13 protein-coding genes are annotated in these 23,752 nt (G+C 27.8%); 6 read left to right on the top strand and 7 right to left on the bottom strand.

From position 1 onward, the window contains the following. Nucleotide 1: 1 nt before the first annotated feature. The 4 genes from ACULEV_RS14505 to ACULEV_RS14490 form a co-directional block, all read right to left on the bottom strand. Nucleotides 2-823 carry a hypothetical protein gene (locus ACULEV_RS14505; protein WP_445455759.1) on the bottom strand — a complete coding sequence of 274 codons (822 nt, stop codon included), beginning with the start codon at nucleotides 821-823 and terminating at the stop codon, nucleotides 2-4. Between the two features lie 410 nt (nucleotides 824-1,233). Continuing rightward, nucleotides 1,234-1,524 (bottom strand): hypothetical protein, encoded by a 291-nt coding sequence (locus ACULEV_RS14500; protein ID WP_445455758.1) that lies wholly within the window; start codon nucleotides 1,522-1,524, stop codon nucleotides 1,234-1,236. 6 nt (nucleotides 1,525-1,530) lie between these two features. Then, a complete protein-coding gene (locus ACULEV_RS14495) occupies nucleotides 1,531-2,121 on the bottom strand; it encodes a hypothetical protein (RefSeq protein WP_445455757.1) in 591 nt (196 codons plus the stop codon). Beyond that, entirely contained in the window at nucleotides 2,069-3,658 is a 1,590-nt protein-coding gene (locus tag ACULEV_RS14490) for a hypothetical protein (RefSeq protein ID WP_445455756.1), read from the bottom strand. Before ACULEV_RS14490 ends, ACULEV_RS14495 begins: the two co-directional genes overlap by 53 nt. A gap of 113 nt (nucleotides 3,659-3,771) precedes the next feature. Between ACULEV_RS14490 and ACULEV_RS14485 the strand changes: the two genes are divergently transcribed. Together ACULEV_RS14485 and tsaB are read left to right on the top strand one after the other, a co-directional pair. Then, a complete protein-coding gene (locus tag ACULEV_RS14485) occupies nucleotides 3,772-4,143 on the top strand; it encodes a helix-turn-helix domain-containing protein (RefSeq protein ID WP_445455755.1) in 372 nt (123 codons plus the stop codon). Further along, the gene (gene tsaB, locus ACULEV_RS14480) at nucleotides 4,144-4,803 is read left to right on the top strand and encodes a tRNA (adenosine(37)-N6)-threonylcarbamoyltransferase complex dimerization subunit type 1 TsaB (RefSeq protein ID WP_445455754.1); all 660 of its coding nucleotides are present in this window, start codon (nucleotides 4,144-4,146) and stop codon (nucleotides 4,801-4,803) included. 5 nt (nucleotides 4,804-4,808) lie between these two features. Here the strand turns inward: tsaB and ACULEV_RS14475 are convergent, their stop codons facing one another. Genes ACULEV_RS14475 through ACULEV_RS14465 form a run of 3 tightly spaced genes read right to left on the bottom strand, consistent with a single transcriptional unit; the run spans nucleotide 4,809 to nucleotide 7,903 of the window. Then, nucleotides 4,809-5,627, bottom strand: coding sequence for a mechanosensitive ion channel family protein (locus ACULEV_RS14475; RefSeq protein ID WP_445455753.1), 819 nt, complete (start codon nucleotides 5,625-5,627; stop codon nucleotides 4,809-4,811). Beyond that, on the bottom strand, nucleotides 5,620-7,644 hold the full coding sequence (locus tag ACULEV_RS14470) for a thioredoxin domain-containing protein (RefSeq protein ID WP_445455752.1): 2,025 nt from the start codon (nucleotides 7,642-7,644) through the stop codon (nucleotides 5,620-5,622). The genes ACULEV_RS14475 and ACULEV_RS14470 overlap by 8 nt, the downstream gene beginning before the upstream one ends. A 58-nt stretch (nucleotides 7,645-7,702) precedes the next feature. After that, on the bottom strand, nucleotides 7,703-7,903 hold the full coding sequence (locus ACULEV_RS14465; protein ID WP_445455751.1) for a dodecin family protein: 201 nt from the start codon (nucleotides 7,901-7,903) through the stop codon (nucleotides 7,703-7,705). 158 nt (nucleotides 7,904-8,061) lie between these two features. Between ACULEV_RS14465 and ACULEV_RS14460 the strand changes: the two genes are divergently transcribed. From ACULEV_RS14460 to ACULEV_RS14445, 4 genes are all read left to right on the top strand, one after another. Beyond that, on the top strand, nucleotides 8,062-10,302 hold the full coding sequence (locus tag ACULEV_RS14460) for an inorganic phosphate transporter (RefSeq protein WP_445455750.1): 2,241 nt from the start codon (nucleotides 8,062-8,064) through the stop codon (nucleotides 10,300-10,302). A gap of 270 nt (nucleotides 10,303-10,572) precedes the next feature. Then, nucleotides 10,573-12,423, top strand: a complete 1,851-nt coding sequence (locus ACULEV_RS14455) for a T9SS type A sorting domain-containing protein (RefSeq protein WP_445455749.1) — start codon at nucleotides 10,573-10,575, stop codon at nucleotides 12,421-12,423. Nucleotides 12,424-12,428: 5 nt separating this feature from the next. Further along, complete coding sequence (locus tag ACULEV_RS14450) at nucleotides 12,429-22,898, top strand: SpvB/TcaC N-terminal domain-containing protein (protein ID WP_445455748.1); 10,470 nt, start codon at nucleotides 12,429-12,431, stop codon at nucleotides 22,896-22,898. Beyond that, nucleotides 22,895-23,656: a hypothetical protein gene (locus ACULEV_RS14445; protein WP_445455747.1), complete on the top strand. Its 762-nt coding sequence runs from the start codon at nucleotides 22,895-22,897 to the stop codon at nucleotides 23,654-23,656. The genes ACULEV_RS14450 and ACULEV_RS14445 overlap by 4 nt, the downstream gene beginning before the upstream one ends. Nucleotides 23,657-23,752 lie beyond the last annotated feature (96 nt).

The raw sequence follows: 23,752 nt of genomic DNA, 5'->3' as shown, positions 1-23,752 counted from the left end.
TCTAAAGTTCATATTTCCATTCTTTTTTAATTGGGTCAAAAGCAATAGACAAATGTTTAATGTAAGAAACAGGAACATTTGTTTTTTTATGTTTTTTTATTTCCCATTTCTTTATTTTTTTAGCTAGTTTAATAGCCTCTTTTTCAAATAGGCTAAGTGGTTTTCTTAATTTTATATTGAATTGACTAGTAAGGTTAAAGATAGTATCTGTTTTAGGGAAATAGTTGTTATGCAATGTAACTGATTTTAATTTTCCATTTTTATTTATATATAAATATAGCCACGCATAAGGTTTTTCATAATCTTTAATTTTTCCGTTTTTTAGGATTTTTTCTATATTAGTTATAGCTTGTGTACCATTAAAACAATTTTCATTGTTATAAATATAGTTTTGTAATCTAAATGAGTTACCATTATCTAGTTTTTCTTGTTCATAAGCAATTATTTTTCTCTCATTAATAACTTTTGAATTAGAACACATTCCACTGAAAACTATCTTATTGTTGTATTCACGAGCATAGACTAACCATTTTTCATCTTTTGCAGCTCTCCAATCGCAAGAGGAATACTTACCCGTGTATTCACCTTCAGCAGTTACAGTAAATTCTATGTTTTTTGGATTATCTCCATTTTTATAATGCTTAGTAATGTCAAATATCACATTATAAGTAAGACTGTCTTTGGCATACTCTTTAGAAATAATAGTTCCTTCAAATACATATTTTGATTGATAAAATTCAATTATTGGGTTCACACTATCACAAGAACAGCATAAACCTTTAAATGATATAAATAGAATAAATAATAAGACTATTTTTTTCATATTGTGATTGTTTAAAAGACAATTGCCTAATCTGTTTTATGCAATTGTCTTGTCTTTATAATAAATTAGTACCTATATTAATTATGATTGTTCTCTTTGATATTGTATGATTTCGTTGATTATTATATACCTATATTTCTTATTATCATTTAAAATTATTATTACCTTTTTATTTTCCAATTTCTTAAAAAGGTCTATGAAATTAAAGTCAAAATTGTAATTAAATTCAATTAAATTCTTTTTAACTTTTTTACATTTTTATTCCTTGCCCTCTCCATTTTACAGGATAAATGATAAATTGTTGATCAGAAATAATTTCGATTAAATAAGTTTCAAAAATATAGTTTTTGTCAAAAGTATGAATAGGTAAATTATAAGTACCTGTTTCTTTATTCTTCTTTTGAACTTCTTTAAATCGTTCTTTTCTCCATTTTTTTTATTTCTTCAATTGAAGAAATTTTATAGTTTTTCAATTTGGAAATTGAAAGCGTATCTGCTTTACAATTGTCACTAAATAAAAAGCTCTCTCTAGATTTATCTATAAAAACATAACCTTTTTCTCCTTTACTATACTCTTTTTGTATTTTAAATATGCTGGAATCTATTTCTGTTTTAACATATATCTTTATTTTGTTTGTATTTTGACCCAACAAAATGGAAGAATAAAAAAGTAGACTAGTTATTACAATTGAAATTTTCATTTCGCATTATTTGATATGTTTTTTAACCTTTTGAAAAAACATTGGGGCAATAATTTTATATTCTTTCCATTCATTTTTAGATTTTTGTAATATTAAAATATAACTGGTTGTTCTTTTAGTAATATGTACTAATGCAAATTTATTTTCATTGGTGTATATTGGTTTAGAAACATACAAAACAGTTTTATTGTTATTATTTTCTTTACATTTTTTAATTTTCGGATTTTTTATATTATTAAAATTCCAATTAGAATTATCTTTTTGTTTTAAAAGGTGTTCATATGATACAGGATTAAAAATATTTTCAAATATTTCATTTTTTTGAATACCATAATTATTTTTTATACTATCCATTTCTAATAAATCCCCTTTATCATCAATTTCTTGTAATTCTTTTACAATTGATATAATTTGGTTATTATTTCTGTTTTCTTCTAGACATATAGATTCTGAAGCATTTTTATTTACTATATAGTTTAGTATTTCATAATCGTTGTTTTTATCTTTAAAACCATATGATAAAAATATTAGAAATATAAAATTACTAATTACAAGGAATCCCTTTAGCTCCTTCTGATTGAATATTATCTTGTTCAATTGCATATATATTATTATTTATAAGTTGTTGAGTAGGTGTTAAAACTTCATTAAAAAGTTCAGTTCCAGACATTGTACCCCAAGCTAAGTTAACACAAAAATCTGGTGTAACATTAATATTTTTACTAATAGCATAATTATAAATACTATTTCCCATCTTGTCTATAAAATCTTTCATTGCATTGTGTATCTCATTATCTAAAGTAATAAAAGTATCATCAACTTGATTGTCATAAAATGCTATAAAAGCATTCAATAAATCATTATAATTCGAGCTTACTGAAACTAATTCACCTTTCAAATATAATTTCATTAAATAAGCATGAACTAATTCATGCAAAGTAGTTGCTATTATACCTAAATCAGTACTCGTGTCTAAGAAAGTATTATCAAATAAAATACTAATTGTAAAATTATTGTTATTTCCATAATAAAAAGGATTTGTATAAGCACTTCCTTCTTGTATAGTTCCATTAGAAAATTTCAAATTAACATTTTCAGAACTATTAAAAGTTTGCTTAATTAAATTAGTAAAAGGTGAAGATATTGCCATAATATCTTTAATGATTTGATTTTGACATGGTTTATTTACTAAATAAATAATCTCATTATAAAAATCCACTTCACCGCCATCTTTTAAAGCCTTTATAGCTTCTTTTACAAATATCCAAGCTTTACCGTCATTTACTCTAGGATTTAAATAATTTAAAATAGTATTTTTAGTATTTGCATTGGAATTATTCCACCAAAGCAATTCTTCAGGAGTTAAAATGTTTTCTAGTACATCGGTTATGCTTCCACCTGCTCCATCATTATATAAATTAGGGTTTGAAGTATCGTCTATAATTTCAACTGGTGTTGAGGGGTCATTACAAGTAGTAGTAATATAAATCTCGTAATGTGCATCGTTTATAAAACCGGAAGAACATGATTCTCCTACACCATGTTCTCCAGAATGGCTGCATTTTACTTCTACTATACTAATTAAGTCTCTACATCTTCCTCTAGAAAGGTTTTCTGTTTTACTTTGATGCTCTTGTTTTACTCCATTTATAAAGTGTGTTGATGCAGTTATTTCTAATTCGTTATTTAAAATTTGAGCTTCACCAGTAAATGATTTTAAATCCAATAACACAATTGGTGTTGCTGGGATGTATTTTATATAACCTGCTTTTTCAGTTTCATTATAATTTTTTGTTATAATAAACTTTAGAAAATAAGGATTTTGTTGTGAATAAGAATTAAGATTTAAAATATAAGTTGTTAGACTATCTCTTTTTTGGATTTTAATGAAAGTGACATTTTCATCATTTATTCTTGAAAAAGAATCATTGCTAAATTTATAAAAAGATTGGTTTTGTAAAATCGTTTTAATTTCTGGTGATTGTATTTCGTTATATAATTCAGATATTGAAATTCTGCTAGAACTAATACTTGCTGTGTTATCCTTTTTCATTTCTGTAGCAACTTCCTCCTTTTCACAATTGGTAAAAAAGAGAATAAGTAGTAAAAAAGATAATAACTTAATTTTTTTCATAAGTACAAAAGATTTTTAAAATTAGAATTAAAATAATTAAGATGCAAAAATTAAAAATTATATTTGTGCTTACTATTCGTTTTTAAATAAAACGCACCAAAAAACAAATAATTATGGAAGTAGGTATAAAAATAAAAAGATTAAGAGAACAACACAAGTTATCGCAACCAGAATTAGCTCATAAACTAGGAATTGCACAAACTACTTTAAGCAATATAGAAAGCGGGCAAACACAAAAGATAGATTTTGCTTTAATGGATAAAATTTGTAAAGAATTTGATGTCGATTTTGGTTATTTTACAGAGGGAAAACAAGTTAATAAAGTAAAAACTAATGAAGGTAGTGTAGGTGTAATTGGTTATAATCAAGGAACTATTAATTTGTTTCCAGAGGATATAATTGAACAAATAAAAGTATTAGTAGAAGATTCTAAAAATAAAGATGTAAGGATAAAAGAATTAGAAGCTTTATTAAATAACAAATAAATGTCCCTTATTTTAAACATAGAAACAGCAACAAAAAACTGTTCGGTTTCACTAGCCAAAGAAGGCAAAACTATTATTTGTAAAGAAATTGCAACAGAAAATTTTTCTCATGCAGAAAAGTTGCATGTTTTTATAGAAGCTATTTTGCAGGAAGTAAATTTAAGCTTGAAACATTTAAATGCTATTGCTGTAAGTCAAGGACCTGGTTCTTATACTGGTTTGCGAATAGGCGTTTCTTCTGTAAAAGGATTGTGCTATGCATTAGATTTGCCAATGATTGCCATTGATACATTAGCATTATTAGCTAGAAGAATTAAAATTGATGAAGGAATTATTATTCCTATGATTGATGCTAGAAGAATGGAAGTATATACTGCTTTTTTTGATAAAAATTATTTAAAAACAAGAGAGACAAAAGCAGAAATTATTGATGAATCTTCTTATAATGAAATAAACGATACCATTCATTTAGTTGGTGATGGAGCCTTAAAGTTTAAAGAGACATTAACATACACTAAGTTTGTTTTTCATGATGAAGTTGTTTATCCTTCTGCGAATGAAATGAGTGAGTTGTCATTTGAAAAGTACAAAAAAAGCGACTTTGTAGATGTCGCTTATTTCGAACCTTATTATTTAAAAGATTTTGTTTTGAATAAATAAAATCTTTATTTCTTTTTAATTTCTACTTGGTGTGGATAAGGAATTTCAATTCCCACTTTATCGAAGGCTACTTTACATTGTTCAAGTGTTTCGCTATGAACAGTTAAAAAGTCTTCTGCTTTTGCCCAAGGTCTTACTGCTAGATTTATTGAGCTATCTGCTAATTGCATTACTAAAACTGTTGGTGCTGGTTCTTTTAAAACCAATTCGTTTTTACTTAAAACATCTAAAATAACTTCTTTAACTTGTTTTAAATCGGAATTATAATCGACACCAATAGTTAAATCAATTCTTCGAATACCTTCTTGAGTGTAATTTTTAATAACACCATTAGATAAAGATCCATTAGGAATATACACGGTGTGATTATTGGCCGTTAAAAGACGTGTATTAAAAATTTGTATTTCTTTCACTGTTCCTATTTCACCTTGTGCTTCAATTACATCGTCTAATTTAAAAGGTTTAAATAAAACAATTAGAATACCTCCTGCAAAATTAGATAATGATCCTTGTAAGGCTAAACCTATTGCTAAACCTGCAGCTCCTAAAATAGCTACAAAAGAAGAAGTAGGAACACCTAAATTTGAAATTACTGTTATAAAGACTAAAATACGTAACGTCCAAAAAATGAAATTACCAATAAAATTAGATAACGTTAAGTCAATTTCTCGTTTACGTAATATCTTTTTTATGGTTTTTGTAATAATGCTTGTTAACCACAACCCTGCAAATAATATTAGTATAGCTGTGACAACTTTTGGAGAATATTCAACAATTGTTTTTATTATTATTTCTAAATATTGTTCAATTTTTTCGCTACTCATTTTTTATTATTTTTATAATGTTTTCGATTTTTATTTCGGGAATTTGACAAGTTCTGTTACTGCAAAGGTAAAATAAGTCCTGTTCTTTATCAAATCTATCTTTTAAAAATGGAATATCTGATTCATTAGTACTTCCAGCCACTATTATATTTGGAACGTATAAGTTGTTTATTTTTTTTATGTTTTCTAAAGCATTTTCCCCACAAACAGCTAGTTCTTTTTGAGTTTCTAATGTATTCATCCAAAGAGAAAGCCAATTTGAAAAGGCTGAGGCATAATCTATAGTAGGAAGAATACTATTTAACATATTTTGGTACACTTTTTCATAGTATGAATTCTCATAATAAATATTCAAAGCATATAGATTATGTGCCATTACCGAATTTGAAGCAGGAATTACATTGTCTTCAATTTCATAATGTGTGGCAATTAGCGCATCAGCATTTCTTGAGGTAAAGGAGAAAAATTGTTCTTTCTCGTTATAAAAATGTTCAAAACAATAATCGGTTAATTGTTTAGCATTCATTAAATATTTATTATCTAAGGTAACTTGGTAAAGAGCAATGAACGCTTCTATGGTAAAGGCATAATCTTCTAGGAAACCTTCAATTTTACTATGATTGTTTTTATAAGTGTGCCAAAGAAATCCTGCTTCATTCCATTGTTGGTTTATAATAAAGTCAGCAATATTTATAGCTTTATGAAGGTATTTTGGGTTATCCAATGCTTTATAACTATCTACTAAACCTTTAATTAGTAAAGCATTCCACGAAGTAATACTTTTGTCATCTAATCTAGGTTTTTTTCTTTCTTTACGAATGTCATAAAGAAGTTGTTCCCAATTTTTCTTTTTTTCCTTTAAAATTTCAACTGAAATATTATTGGTAGTAGCAATTTCATTTAAAGATTGATTTTGAATTAAGACATATTTTTTTTCTTCTTCCCAAAATCCAAAAGAATTGATGTTAAATACTTTGGAAAATAAATCAAAATCTTCTTTTAAAATTAATTCTAGTTCTTCTTTTTTCCAGCTATAAAAAGCACCTTCTTCTAAGTGATTTTGCTCATTTAAACTATCTGCATCAAGAGAAGCAAAATATCCTTTTTTATCATTTAAAAGTTCATTATCACAGAAACAAATTGTCTTTTCTATAACTTCTTTATATAATTCGTTCTGAGTTCGCTTATAAGCATTTGCATAAACAGAAAGAAGTTGAGCATTATCGTATAACATTTTTTCAAAATGAGGAATATGCCATTTAACGTCAACTGAATATCTAGAAAAACCACCTTCTACTGTATCAAATAAACCACCCCAAGCCATTTTAGTTAAGGTGTTGTCAATATATTCTAAAATGGATTTGTTTTTATTTTGGTGTCCAAAACGTTGAAGAAATTCTAAATTGGTGGGCATCATAAATTTAGGAGCTCTTGCATAACCACCATATTCTAAATCAAAGCTTTTTTGCCATTTTTTCAATAATTCTTGAGCTTGAATTTCTGTAAAAATAACATTAGAATTACTTTTTTGGATTAATCCAATTAATTGAATGCCTTCATGAAGTTTTTCAGCATACTCAATCATTTTTTCAGGATTGGTTTCAAATAAACTTTGTAGTTGTTCTAATGCATTTGTCCATTCTTCTTTCCTAAAATAGGTGCCACCCCAAACAGGTCTTCCGTCTGGTAAACAAACCACATTTAAAGGCCAGCCACCTTGACCACTCATTATTTGTATGGCTTTCATATAGATGGCATCAACATCTGGTCGCTCTTCTCGGTCTACTTTTATGGAAGTATAAGAGTCATTCATTACTGAGGCAACAGATTCATCTTCAAAAGATTCGTGTTCCATAACATGACACCAATGGCAAGCTGCATAACCAATACTTATAATTATAAGTGTATTGTTTTGTTTAGCATGTTGTAATGTTTTTTCATTCCAAGCTTTCCAATAAATAGGATTTGTAGCATGTTGAAGTAAATAAGGGCTAGATTCTTTATGTAGTTCGTTCATAAATAATTATAAAAAAAGCGTTCATTAGGAACGCTTAAAGATAAATAAAGAATTAAGATTATTCTAATTCAAAAGTGACTTTTAACGTTACTCTGAATTCAGTTACTTCATTATTTTTTACAGTAACACTTTGATCTTGAACATAAGCTGAGCGTATATTTTTTAATGATTTTGAAGCTTTTTCAATAGCTGTTTTTGTAGCGTCTTCCCAACTTTTTTCTGAACTTGATAATACTTCTATAACTTTTAATACTGCCATAATTGTTTGTTTTTATTGTTAATAATGAATTTAAAGGTACATAAATGATTACCATATTGCAAATTATATATTTTTAAAATTTAAAATTAATAACATTAACTTAACATTGGAAAGAAATAGTTAAAGGACTTTTGCAGTAGAATAAATTTTAAGATTAAATGGAACAAATATATCTTGTAATGCTTATAGCATTAGCACTTTTAGCTTCAATAGATTTGATGGTTGGTGTAGCTAATGATGCGGTTAATTTTTTAAATTCAGGAATAGGGTCAAAGGCAGTGCCTTTTAAAACCTTAATGATTGTAGCTAGTATTGGTATCGCTTTAGGAGCTTTGTTTTCCAGTGGGATGATGGAAATTGCACGTAGTGGAATTTTTGTGCCCGCTATGTTTACGTTTAACGATGTAATGATTATATTTTTAGCAGTAATGATTACTGATGTATTGTTGTTAGACATTTTTAATTCATTGGGTTTGCCAACATCTACAACTGTCTCAGTAGTCTTTTCTTTACTGGGAGGAGCTGTGTGTTTGGGAATATATAAAATGATTACTAATGATGATAATACAAATTCGATTTTAGATTTCATCAATCAGGAAAAAGCGACTGAAATTGTAACTAGTATTCTATTATCTGTTGTTTTATCATTTTCAATAGGTGCATTAATTCAATATGTTTCAAGAATTATTTTCTCGTTTCATTATGAAAAAAGAATAAAATATTTTGGAGCTATTTTTGGAGGAATTGGAATTTCTGCAATTACTTATTTCATTCTATTTAAAGGATTAAAGAGTTCATCATTTATGACAGCTGATTTGAAAGAATTCATGAAAGAAAATCAGTTGTTAATTATAGGATTAAGTTTTTTGTTTTGGACTATTCTGTCTCAGGTTTTAATTACTTTGAAAATAAATATTTTTAAAGTAATTATTATTGTTGGAACTTTTGCATTAGCACTTGCTTTTGCAGGAAATGATTTAGTAAATTTTATTGGAGTGCCTATTGCAGCATTACAATCTTATGATATATATATAGCAAACGGAAGTGATTCTAACATGTTGATGGGAGCATTAGCTTCCTCAGAATTGAAAGCTAACTTTTGGTTGTTATTAATTGGAGGAGGAATTATGGTGTACACTCTTTGGACCTCAAAGAAAGCTAGAGATGTTATTGCTACTGGTGTTGATTTATCAAGACAAAGTGAAGGTACAGAAAAGTTTGATGCAAATAATGCTTCAAGAGTGGTTGTTAGAGGTGTAATGTATGTGGGACAAGCATTGAATTATTTTTTGCCAAAATCCCTTGAAGTTAAAATAGACAAGCAGTTTACAAAAGTAAAATCAACTTTAAAGAAGAGTGAAGAACCTGCTTTTGACATGGTAAGAGCATCTGTAAATTTAATGGTAGCGAGTATATTAATTGCTATAGGAACTTCATTGAAATTGCCATTGTCTACTACTTATGTAACATTTATGGTTGCTATGGGAACATCTTTTGCTGATAGGGCTTGGGATAGAGAAAGTGCAGTATATAGAGTTGCTGGTGTTATTAATGTGATAGGAGGTTGGTTTGTTACTGCATTTGTTGCTTTTTTAATGGCAGGAATTATTGCAGTATTATTAAACTTTGGTAAAGTTTTTGCTTTTTTTGCATTGATGGTTACCGTAGGAATTCTTTTATACAGAAGTGCTAGAAAACATGTTAAAAAGACAAAAGAAAAAGAAGAAGAGGTTAAACTTAAAAGAGAAGACATATTTTCTATTAAAGAAGTAATTTCAGAAAGTTCATCTCAAGTAGGTAAAGTCATTCGTAAAACAAATACTTTATATACAGATGTTATTAATAATCTTGGGTTACAAGATCTTGCTAAATTAAAAGAGAATAAAAAGAAACTTAAAAAGTTAGAAAAAGATATAGATGATTTAAAAAGTAATGTCTATTATGTAATTAAGGATTTGGACGAAACATCTCTTGAAGCTAGTAAATTTTATGTTCTTATTTTAGGATATTTACAGGATATGGTACAATCTATAGGTTATATTACTTTAAATAGTCATTCACATATTAATAATAATCATAAACAATTAAAATTTAATCAAATAAGAGATTTAAAATCGGTTGATAATAAGTTGCAAAATTTATTTGAAAGATTAGATATTGTTTTGCAGAAAGAAGATTTTTCTCAGATAGATGAAATTTTAAAAGAGAAAGGAACACTTTTAGATTCTATTTCAGAACTGATTCAAAAGCAAATTATTAGAATAAGAACAACAGAGAATAGCCCAAAAAACAGTAAATTATATTTCGGATTGTTGTTAGAAACAAATGATTTAGTGAAAGCAGCAATGAATTTGTTAGAATTATTTAAAGAGTTTAATAAACAAGTTGATAAGAAGTAATATTAACAAAAAAGAGCCAAATGGCTCTTTTTTCAATTTAATAGTTTTATCTCGTAAGTTAACATTAACTACAGTTTTTATATGTCAAAAGTTAAACTTTGTATGGTTTGTTTTTTAAATCGATTAAATAATTAGATTTGCCGAAATAAAACATTAAAGGCTTTATATCGTTAAAAACAAGCACTTTATCGGTAATGATAATTATTTAACTTATGAGATATTTTAATATTTTATTTTCGTTCGATTTTTAAATTTTAACTTTTCAAATTTATGTTATTAACCAAGAAATGTGCTCTATTTTTAATTCTATTTGTCTTTATAGGATTGAAAAGTTTTTCACAAGAATCTAAATTGTTTGAAAAATCTACTATTTGGATTAAATCAGATAAAACTCAAAAGGAGAATACTCTTTTTAATGAAAATCCAATAATTAAAAAGATTGAGAATTTGGATGATTTGAAAAATAAATTGAGTGGAAAATCTACTTTATTTATTGCTTTCAATTGCAATCCAAAGTTGGAAACAAAAATAATGACTCTAGATTATGGAAAAGAGAAAATTAATGTTAGTAATCAAGGTATTTCTAAAAATGCGATTTTAGAACATTCTTTTGATGACAATTCTGCAAAAATTATTAGTTATACATTTAACAATCCTACTCTTTCTTTAAAAGCAAAAAACAAATTGATTGTAGATATATTTACAAATCATAATAGTATAGAAAATCAATTGTTAGAAGTAATTTATTTTCCTGAAGTATTAAGTACTATAAATATTAGGAAAGTAGAAACTTATTTATCTATAAAGTACGGAATTTCGTTAGGTAAAGATAAAGATTACATTAGTTTTAAAGCAGATACCCTTTGGAATTCAAAAGAGAACAAAATTTTTTCTAATAGAGTTACAGGAATAACCGATACTTATAGTACTGATTTTCGACAATTAAAATCTGGAAATTCTGAAAGAGATGGTATGTATGTTGCATTTGATACATTGAATATAAATAAAGAGAACCTTCATAATAAAACAAATTATTTTTTGTGGGGAGATAATAATAAATCGACAATCTTTAAAATTAATCCTTCTAATAGTAAGTTTGATATTTTTGAAAGAAGCTGGAAACTTCAGTATTCGAAATTTGATAATCTGCCTGATTCACTTTTCTATAATTTCATTGTTAATAAAAAAGAGTTAAAAATTGAATCGGATGAAAAAAGCAATAAAAAAATATGGTTAGTTTTTTCTGAAACGGAAGAAGGATTAAAAGATATAAATCAAGCTAAATTAGTTTCGTTAAAAGAGGAAGATTCCACTTTTGTTACTTTTGAAAGCATTTATTTATCAAAAGAAAACTATTGTACCTTATCTAAACTTCCTGAAATTTTTGTTCAATATGAAGCTATTGTAAATTGTAATACTAATGATTATGTATATAACTTTATTATAAATGGTGGTGTTCCGACTTATACTATTGAAATTTTAGATACTAAAAGAAACGTGATTGAGAAATTAAACATCAATGACACAAAATTTTCAAAAACATTTAAAATTGCTGGAAAATATAGTATTATTATTTATGATAAAATTGGTAATAAAATTACACAAGAAGTTATAATTGATGAAATTTACAATAGTGAAATACTTTTACCAACTGAAATATTTCTTAATGAGGTTGGTAAACAAATATTATCCCCACTATTCGTTGCTCATTCAGATTCAAGTTATAAGTTTGAATGGTTTTATAATGATGAATTAATAGCCACTACAAAGGACATTGAAGTTGAACAAATTGGGAAGTATATTTTGAAAGTTACAAATAAAGATTGTTTTAAAGAATATACTGTAAAAGTAATTGATAAAAATAGTAGTATTCCTTCAGAAATTGTTTTAAAGCCTAATCCTATTAAAGCGGGTGAAAAGTTCAATCTTTTATTTACTTATCCAAATAATCAAAATATTGATATAGTTATTCATGATAATAGCGGAAAAATTGTTTTTCAAAAACATTTTAAAGAAGTTACACATTTTGAATTTACTCATTCCCTTCCTGTTTCAGGAATTTATTTAATATCTATTCTTAATCAAGAGAAAAAACAAGTTTTTAAACTAATTGTTTTATAATTATCATGAATTATAATCGTACTAAAACCCTAGGTGTTTCCAATAAAATTTGGAAAACAATACATTATTTTATAGTTATCGTTATGTTGCAATCCAGTTTTATTGCACCTTCCCAAACTATCTTTAAAAAATATAATGAGTTATTTTCTAACCAAAATGTTTTTCTTCCTCTTCTTAATAATCCTGTTGTTGCTGATTCTTTTTCAGAAGATGAAACTAAAAACATGGATGTAAGCAACAAAGAAATGATAGGGGCTGAAAAATCAACTACTTTATATGATAATATAAAAACAGAATCAACAATATTTTATTCAGACATTGTTTTGGGTTCAATAGGTTATGATAATCAAATGGGTTTTGATAATCCAAAAGATAATCTATTTAAAATTAATTTGTCAGAAACTATTTTAGGTGCAAACAAAAAATATATTCTTGAGTATGAAGTAAATGGAGTAGATGAAAATTCAGTTCTAGGAAAAAGTATAAATGATAATTATGTAACGGGTGGTTATTTGGTGAAATTTAAAAATGAATGGATAAAGAAAACGGAAGAATTAGATCCAAGTTGGTTGAAAAAAGAAGGAAATATTATCTTTTTCAATGTTCCTAAAGGAGCTACATATCAATATAAGATAAGAAATTTAGTTATTAAGGTAATTGAAGACACAAAAAATACAAATGCAAAAATAGTATTGAATAACCAAAATGCTTTTTTAAGTAAAGAAGGAAAAATCTACCTGAATGGATTTGTAAAATTGAATGAACTTTCCAATAAAAAGATTTTTGCAAATGGTCAAGAATTGGAATTAAAAGGAAATCTTTTTGAAGGATATATAAAAGCTTCGGAAGATGAAGATATTGTATTTCAAATTAAAGAAAACAACACCATAGTTGATGAATTAAAACTTACAAAGATTAATTCTTTACAAGCAGATGAAAGTTATTTAATTGATAATGAAAGCACAACTATTTCTAAATACTTTGAGAGTAATAAAATCGATTTTTTAGAAATAAGCGATGCAAAATTGACAATTAAAGATAGTGCATTAATTGAAAATAAATTTATCACTAGTAAAGTACTGCGAAAAATTGACCTAGCTCCTTTAGAATCAGGTATGGTAAATGTTACAAAAGACGGAAAAGGATATCGATTTTTACCAGATGGTACCATTTTTAACAAGCCAGTAGCATTAGAAATTGCTTATGATTCAACATTAATTCCACAAGGTTTTACAGCAAAAGATATTAAAATATTTTACTTTGACACAAAAAAGAAAAGTTGGCAAGCGTTAGATCGAGATTCCATTGATTATAATAATAAACGAATTATTTCTCAAACCACGCATTTTACTGATTATATAAACGGTATTATTCAAACTCCTGAAAGCCCACAAACAAGTGCATTCACACCCACAATGATGAATGATATAAAAGCTGCTGATCCTTCTAGTGAAATGACCATTATTTCTCCACCTGAAGTATCACAAAAAGGAGATGCTAATGTAAGTTATCCTATAAAAATACCTGCTGGAAGAAATGGTATGCAACCACAAGTAGCCATTCAGTATAATAGTGATGGAGGTAATGGTTGGTTAGGTGAAGGTTGGAATATTAATACACCTGCAATAACAATAGATACAAGATGGGGTGTGCCCACATTTGATGCTATTAATGAATCAGAGATTTATAATTTGAATGGAGAGCAGTTAATGTATCCTAAAATTAAAAATAGTGAAGATCAATTAGTAGATTGGATGCCTAACAGACATTATGATGATTCCTCAATAAATACTGTAAATGCAACTACGCCTAGACCAAGGATAACAGGAGCAGTCTTTACTCCCAGAAAGCAAGGAAGTTTTGCTAAAATTGAGCGATTAGGAAATTCAAATTCACCATCTGATTATTATTGGAAAGTAACAAATACAGATGGAACAATTTATTGGTATGGAGGGAAAAATACTGTAGAACAAAATGCAGTTATTAAAAATTCAGATGGTAATATTGTCCATTGGGGATTATATATGATTGAAGATGTGTATGGAAATAATGTTAGATATACATATACCAATACAACTTTATCAAACATTTCAGGTGTAAATTCAAATTTAAATGGAGGTGTTATTTTTAGAATTTCAAATATTTATTACACGGGTTTTAATGATAGTAAGGGTGTTTATGAAGTTGAGTTTTTATCATCTAATAATTCAGGTATTAGAAATGATGTCACAGTTAATGGACGTCAAGGAATTAAACAAGTTGAACCCTATTTGTTAGAATATATAAATGTAAAGAAGTCTAGTACATATATAAGGAAATACAAATTAGCTTATGGAATTGGAAAGTTTTTTAAATCAAAATTGATAAATATTACTGAATTAGACGCAAATGATAACGAATTTTATAAACATGATTTTGAATATTATTTCAATGATGATTTAATTGAAAGAACGGATATGTTTCAGGCTCCTGTTACAATACAAGTACCTAATTTTAACGCGGATTATATTTTAAATTTTGGTAATACTATAAATTCATCACGATTAAATTCTAGTGAATCAACTGAGTTTAGTTGGGATGTAAGAATCGCTCCTGTTGGTTTTCAGTTTTTTAGAGCAAATAGTGATCCTAGAAATTTTTTCACTTTTGGAATGCCTTTTGGAGAGTCTTATACGAAAAATAAAGGAAAAATTACTTTAGCGGATATGGATGGTAATGGTCTAGATGATGTCTTATTCAAACAAAATAATAAATTATTCTATTACCCACATTATATAGATAATAGTAACATACACTATTTTGATAGTTCGTCTAAAGAAATTGGAAATATAAATAACTTTAATCAAACAAAAGGAAAAACCAAAACTATGTTTGGTGAATCTTTTGATGTTTATTTTAGAAAATGGTTTTGGGGAACCAAAAGATTTAAAACGAATGATGAAACCGATATTTTTATTACTGATGGAAACGGAGATATGTTACCAGATATTGTAAACAATAATTATGTTTATTTTAATAGGGGTTTAGATAATACAGGATTGAACATTTTTGAAACCACAAGTGAAAACACTCCAAATTTAGTTATTACGGCCGACCCAAGAACTATTTCTTCAGATGATGTTCCAGATCCAGATCCTGAATTTAATGAAGATATGAATAACTATGATGTGGTTAGAGTTTGGGAAGCACCGTTTAATGGAACCGTTGTTATTAAGGATAATATCCAATTTCAACCACAAAGCAACAATAGCTCTGTAGTGTATAGTATTGAAACTGCAACTCCAAGAACTTTTCAGGTACCATTTAGGATTTATTTAAAAGAATTTAATAGTAATAATTTATCTGAAAACATATCTTTTACAAATTATTCAGGTAATAATCCACCTTTGAATGGTCCAGATTTTTTACTTGAGGTTTATAAGGGACAAAAAATTTATTTTAGATTACATAAGAATCTTGTAAATGATAATGAGGTAATAGTTAGTAATCCAACTATTGAATATCTTAGTTCACTTGTTAATCAGTATGATCAAAATAACAATAATAGATACTACTATAACTATTTAGAAGATTATGTTTTAAGTGAAAATGAAGAATTTGAAATGCAAGGGACAGGTAGTATAGAAATTAATTGGAATCCAATAACTGTTATAAATCCTTCTGATAATATAAATTATAAAATTGTTGAGTACGATACTGATATTGACACAGGAAATGTAAATGAAACTATACTTTATAGTATTGATTGTAATATGAATACAACGACAATTGTGTCGCCTACCGCTGCTCTTAATGCAATAGTCATTAATTCAATACCTGCTGGTCATAGATATTCTTATAAGTTTTTAATGACTTCTGATTCTAATGTAAGATGGAAAGATTTTGAATGGAAACCAAAATTGATTTATACACCAGATTCAAATGCAATTTCAGAGGGTTTAATTTCTCAAACAAAATATCCAATTCCAAAATATTCTATTTTTCAAGAAGTTTTAAATAGAAATGACTATACTCTTGTTTCGAGATCACAAATAAATTGGAATTTACAAAATTATGTCACTGATTATAAAGTATTACCAGTAACTTATTTTGATCCATCTCATCCTTATGCTTTAACAGCGAGCGATAATGGAGAATTCCTATTTGTTGTAAAGAAAGATGGTATCGTCATTGGAAAAAGAAAAGTTACAGTAAATGCGGGTGTTATTACTTTAGATAGCAATATACCAATAACTTTTTATTCTGGTAATGCAACAAATGCAAGTACTCCAATAATAATTGATTGTTCTTTTTACGCAGATGGGAATTTAAATGCTCAACTCTACGATAAATACTTAAGAGCACTTAATTATGGAAGTGCAGTTACAAATGGGAATACTCAAGGAAATGTAATTGTTGGTCATACTTATGAATGGGATAATTATGATAAAGATACAGATTTCAATCATTTTAATAGGTTTTTCGGAACTTTATGCCACAATAAAAATGAGCATTTAGGGAGTATGAATAGAAACTGGGGTCAATTCTTATATAATGATGAATTGGATTCAGACAGTTCTATCCCAAGTGATAATTATAGTAAATTAATAAACAATTATATAGTTGAAAGTTCAACTAATAATTCAATTAACACTTTATTATCAGGACTAGGAATTGATGCAGATTATTGTACTTCAACATATTCTACTGAGCAAGATTTGAATAATTGTTTAGTTAGCCAAATTAATACTGCATTAGAGTTACCACCCGATAATACAATACTTGATGATAATACAGATTTAGAGGCTATGATAGATGGAATAATGAGTAATATTAATCCATCAGTATTTCTACAATTACCTTGTTTAATATCTATGCATGCTTTACGCTATGAAGATAGTCAAACAAATGTGAAAGAGAAATGGATTGGTTTTTCGGATAGTCAATATTCAAGTCCTAATGAGATGAGAGATGGAGATGTGAATAATTCTTCTTTAGCAAATATATTTATAGATCCTAATGATATTAACTCATCATTGTTAGTGCCTAATCAAGAAACTGGTATGAACGCGATTTCTAGAGTTCAGAAAAGTGTTGCTAGAAGTTATTCGGCTGGAAGAGGTAGTTTATCTTATTCAAGTAGTAGATCAAGTTATAGCACAGTTGTTTCAGATTTTATAGATATAAATGGAGATCGCTATCCAGACTTACTAACTTCTGTAAATGTTCAAAAAACTAACATGACAGGAGGGCATAATTCAGCTATTGGAGGATATAACATCAATCCTTTAAATGGAAATGATAATAGTAATAAATCTGTTTCTTTATCCGGTAGTTATACCATTGCGGGTAGAAAGGATATTGAAAGTGATAAACAAGATAATGGTAACCCTTCTTATGCCCTTGGTTTAGGAGTAAACGCTAATTTAAGTGGAAATAATAAAGAAAGAACATCCTTTCTCGATTTAAATGGTGATGGTCTTTTAGATAGAATAATTTTTGATTCTTCAAATGGAGTTTTTAAATATCAATTAAATGTAGGAAAAGAATTTGGGACTAATAATTTTGATGAATTTAGTTTGTTTAATTCTACCCAAACGATACCTAATAGATTAGGTGTTAATTTTAGTATAGGAGGGAATTTTTATAATTCAGGAAGTGTACCATTCAATCTTTCTTTAGGATATTCTTCTAATGGAGGAAATATGGATGTTTCCTTACAAGATATAAATGGAGATGGGCTGGTTGATTTATTAACGTTTACAGGTACAACAGCATTTGTTCAATATAATTTAGGAAATAAATTTTCTAATCAATTAATCCCTCTGACTCAAAATGTGCAAAGTTTAAATTTATATGAGTTAAGTAAATCGTCTTCAGCTTCATTATCTGGGGGATTAAATTATTTCCACGGATGGCCCATTTGTTGTCCAGTTCCTCTTTTAGGATTTATACCTATTTTGTATTATAAAACAGGAGGAGGAATTAGTGGTAGTGCAAATTTAACAGTATCAGAAACAAATAGAGAGTTCAAAGATTTTAATAATGATGGTTACGCAGATTATGTAGTAAAAGAAGGAGAGGATATTAAGGTGTATTATTCTAATATTGCCAGAACGGATAAATTAAAATCAGTTACAAATCCCTTAGGAGGTAAATTTACAATAGATTATAAAAACAAACAGGTTGATTACAATAATCCAACTTCAAAATGGGTTATGAGTAAAGTTACCATATATGATGGACGAAATCTTCCTAATGATGGAGTCGATTCTTATGAGAAAGTATTTGAATATGAAAAGGGCAAATATGATAGAAGAGAAAGAAGTTTCTATGGGTATGCTAAAGTTATAACAAAAGAATATAAAGATCGTTTTACCTCTAACCCTACTTTATATAGAGAATCTGTTGTGGAGTATTTAAATGATAGTTATTTTTTAGAAGGACTAGTAAAAAAATCTACTATAAAAAATGCTAGTACAGGAACTAGTAGTATTTATTCTGAATCTGAGAATACCTATCAACTATATACAGTAAATGCAGATGGTACAATTAATTTAAGTAATCCAGTAGCAAATAACTTCGATGTAGGAGGTACGGAAGGAAGAAAACAAGCTGCCGTTTTATTAACTAAAACTAAAACAACTATAAAAGATTTTTCTACTAACGCCATTGAAACTGAGATTAATTTTGAATATGATGAATATGGTCGAGTGAAGAAATATATTGATTTTGGAGATTTAGCAAACACACAAGATGATTATTATTCTCAAATAGAGTATCATGTTTTGAATAATAATATTTTAAATGTTCCAAGTGAAATAAGAGTTTTTGAGGGAACTACTTTAAAACGACATAGAATAACAGAAGTTTTAAATAGTAATACAGGTGATATTACAAAAATTAAAGCTTGGATTAGTGGAACTGATTTCTCAGAAACTAATATGACTTATGATACTTATGGCAATCTTAAAAAAATAATATACCCTCAAAATGCAAGTGGTCAGTCCATGTTCTACGAATATACTTATGATTCGACCTTGAATAAATATGTCGTTAGAATAAGTGATGCTTTTGGATATAGTTCTTCTTCAACTTATGATAATATGTTTGATGTTGTTACAAGCACAAAAGATTTAGCAGCCAATTTGATAAAATACTCGTATGATACTTTTGGAAGGATGACAAAAATTATTGCACCAAAGGAATCGGTTAACACTAATCCTTTCACTATTAAGTTTGAATATATGCCAACGTATAATCATCTTACAGCGCTTGGATATCAAAATTGCATCTCTTCAACAAATTTTATTCCCTTGGCCATTACTAAGCATTATGATCCAGAACATCCTACTAATGATATAGAAACATATACTTTTGTGGATGGTTTAAGTAGACCAATTCAAGTTAAAAAGGATATTCAAATTAATACAGGAACAGTATTAAGTCCTAATTATGAAGAATATATGTCAGTTTCAGGTGCTATAACTTATGATGAATTTGGGAGGGCAACTAAACAATATCACCCAAAACAAGAAATTAAATCGCCTTGTGGTAATTTCTTAGCGGATCTTACTAATACAACCTCTTCAAATTATTTTTCAGAATCTTTGTATGATGTAATGAATAGACCTGTTAAGACAATTGATCCCGAAGGAAATGAAAGCAATTTTAGCTATACTTTAAGTAATGATGGATTTGGTAATTTGGCAATGTTAAATAAATCAATTGTAGATCAAAATACAAGTGTACAAATTATTTCTGAGAATTATAAAGACATAAGAGGAAGAGTTACATCCAATAAAAATATAGGACCAAACGGCGATATTTGGACAAAATTCAATTATAATGCTATTAATGAATTATTGTCATATTTTGATGATGAAGGATTAATTACTAGTTATGAATATGATAATTTAGGTAGAAAAATTAGAGTTACTCATCCAGATAATGGGACTACTGATGTAATTTATGACAAGGCTAGTAACATGACTCGTTTAATAACCGCTAATTTATCAAGTATTGGTCAAGCGGTAAATTATGAATATGAATACAATAGATTGCAAAATATAATTTATCCTACTGTTAATGGGAATCAAAATATTAGTAATGTTACTTATAAATATGGAACTCCAGGCTCAGGAAATGAAACTGGCAGATTAATTTTTCAACAAGATGCTACAGGTACGCAAGATTTCAAGTATGGAAATATGGGTGAAATGATTTATAATAGTAGAACTATAGTAGCTCCTAATTTACCCACTCGTACTTTTGAAACTCGTTTTGAATATGATTCTTGGAATAGGATTCAACAATTGATCTATCCAGATGGTGAAAAAGTGACCTATGCTTATGATTTAGGTGGTAATCTAAATCAGATGACTGGGACATATAATGGAGCTAATTACAATTATATAGAGCGTATTGATTATGATTATTTTGAACAAAGAACTTATCTATTATATGGCAACAAAACAGAAACATTCTATGATTATACTCCAGCTTTAAGACGATTGAATAATCTTGTTGCCAAAACCTCTAGTGGTGTGGCTATGTTTGACAATAGCTATCGCTATGATAAAGTAGGAAATGTTACTAGATTGGATAATACCGCATCATATAATCCAGATAATTTGTTAGGAGGTACTTATTCTCATAATTATGAATATGATAATCTGAATCGCTTGACTCACGCTTCTGGTGACTTTGAAGGAGGAATAAGTGGAAGTGTTTTACCTAGTTCCACATACGATTTGTATATGAAATATAATAATACACATGGTATTGTCAACAAAACCCAGCTTCATACTCAGAACAATGTTACTAATCAATCTAACACCTATGTAAATGATTATAAATACGAAACGGGTACTCATAAGGTAGAACAAATTATCGATCAAAACACAGGTTTTACTGAAAATTTTAGATATGATTCCAATGGGAACCTTACTAGAAAAACAAATTCTGAAGGAGGTAATAGAAACTTGTTTTGGGACGAAAGTAATAGACTAAGAGTTATAGATGAAAACGACCAAATGCAACATTATATTTATGACGCAGCTGGAGAACGTACTTTAAAAGCAAGTTCACATGTAGAACAAGTATATGAAAATGGCCAACTCGTAAATAGTAGCAACATTACATTTAGCACCTACACGACATATCCAAGTGCATTCATAGTAATTGATGCCAACCAGCAATATAGTAAGCATTATTATGCAGGAACGCAACGTATTGTAAGTAAACTTGGAGAGGAAAATGTAAGTATTTTTGAAGCTAGAAGAAAAATAACAGAAGCTATAGGAAAAGACACTAAAGAACCAGAAGTATCATATGAAACGATTAAGCAAATACAAATTACCGATTTACAGGCTATTTTAGAGAAAGCCAAGAGAGGTAAAGCCTTATTTAAAGAATATAAACCAGAAAAAGAGCCTGTAGTTGATGCCGAAGGCAAAGAAATAGAAAGGGCCCCAGCACAAATAGGAATCTACTTCTTCCATCCAGATCATTTAGGCAGTAGTACCTTTTTAACAGATGGTAGTGGGAATCCTTACCAATTTTTCATAAATTTACCTTTTGGGGAGACGATGTATGAACAGCATAGTTATAGTGAAAATTTTGTGAACCCATACAAATTTAATGGTAAGGAACAAGATATAGAAACTGGTTTGTATTATTATGGTGCGCGTTATTATGACCCAAAAACCAGTATCTGGTTAAGTGTGGATCCTTTGACGGAAGAATACCCTAATTGGAACCCCTACAATTATACCATGCAGAATCCTATTAATTTAACGGATCCTACTGGTATGTATCCTGAAGGTGGTGGTGATCCTAAAACAAATGTGATGGTTTATATATATTCTTCTGGTGAATTAGAAGAAAGAAGGAGTCAGTTTGAGGGTAGAACAGGTTGGGATAATCCTATTTTTGCAATAGATATTAATGATGCATTGGAGCAACTTAGTAGTAAATATGGTAATAATACAATAGATAACCTTTTAATTATTAGTCATGGAAACAAAGATGATGGACCAACTATTGGTTCATACTATAAAAATAGTGAAGGATTTGAAGTAAGAAAACTTTTAGATGCTATGGCACTTGACACTTACATCAACTCGTCTACAAAAGCTGATTTTATGGCTGACTATCCAGATGAAGTACTTTATAGTAATATTAATGCTTTATCAAAAATATCTAATATGGTTAAAAATAATGGTAATGGAAATATAATTTTTGAAAGTTGTTTATTAGCTAGAAAAGGATTTGACATAACCGATCGTATTACTCAAATAATGGGTGGTAGTAATTTTAATTTCGTTTACAATGTTGGTTTAGGAGGTATCACTGGTGAAAATAGAGATGATAGTATAAAATATAATGTAGATCCTGACAAAGATGTTTTAAGTTATCAAGGAGGTAACAGATTTTATATTAAAGATTTGATAATAAAAAATAATAACCAAAATCCAATAGATTTTATAAAATGAAAGTAGTAAACACAATTATTCTTTTTTTTATTTCTACCTTGTTGTATTCGCAGGGTGAATTAAAAGAATTGCTTAATTATATAGAAACGAATCAAAAACAATTATCAGATTTTGAAAGTTATGAGAAAAATAGTGATAGTGTTGTTTATTGTAATCAGTTTAATTTTTTAGATTTTACTTATAAAAAAACAAAAAAATCAAATGAGGATAGAATATTTAAGTTGTTTTATCAAAATGGTGAGATAAAACTTATAAAATTTAAAAGAGGAAATTATAATTGCAAAATTTCAATATTTAATTACAAGGATTATAAGTTATGGATTTTTTTATCGGGCGATTTTTGTTTAGAAAAAGATGGAAAAGTCATATTTTTTAGAACAGATTTGAAGTTAGGTGATAATGAAACTGTAAAAGTAGATGGTGTTGATGGAATTTATCTCATGGATTCTAATTTTAATCCATTGCGTTCACTTGAATTAAGTAATGGCTTAGTATTATCAAGCTCTGTTTTTAAGTATAAAAAAAATAAAACCTATGAGGAAATTGAAATTGCGGATGGTAATACTAGTAAAGTGAATTGTTATAACGTTTATGAAAGAAATATTAATATATTGTTTTTAAAATTAAATAAAGGCAGTTCAGGGATTTGTTCTTACTTTAAAAAATTTAACATTGAATTAGAAGATCACAAAAAATCATTTCTGTGGTTTTTAATAAGGCATCAAAAAGGTGAATTTAATTTTATAGATGAAAAATAGTGTATTATTATTTATATTTTAATTAGTCATATTAAATATTTCCTCGCTCCCGCTCGAATCTTTCGCGTGGCAAGACACTGTCTTGTACTAAAAAAA

This window comes from Flavobacterium sp. HNIBRBA15423 (genome assembly GCF_052655965.1).
Note: the sequence above shows the minus strand (reverse complement) of the source record. Positions and strands in the feature narration are given on the sequence as shown.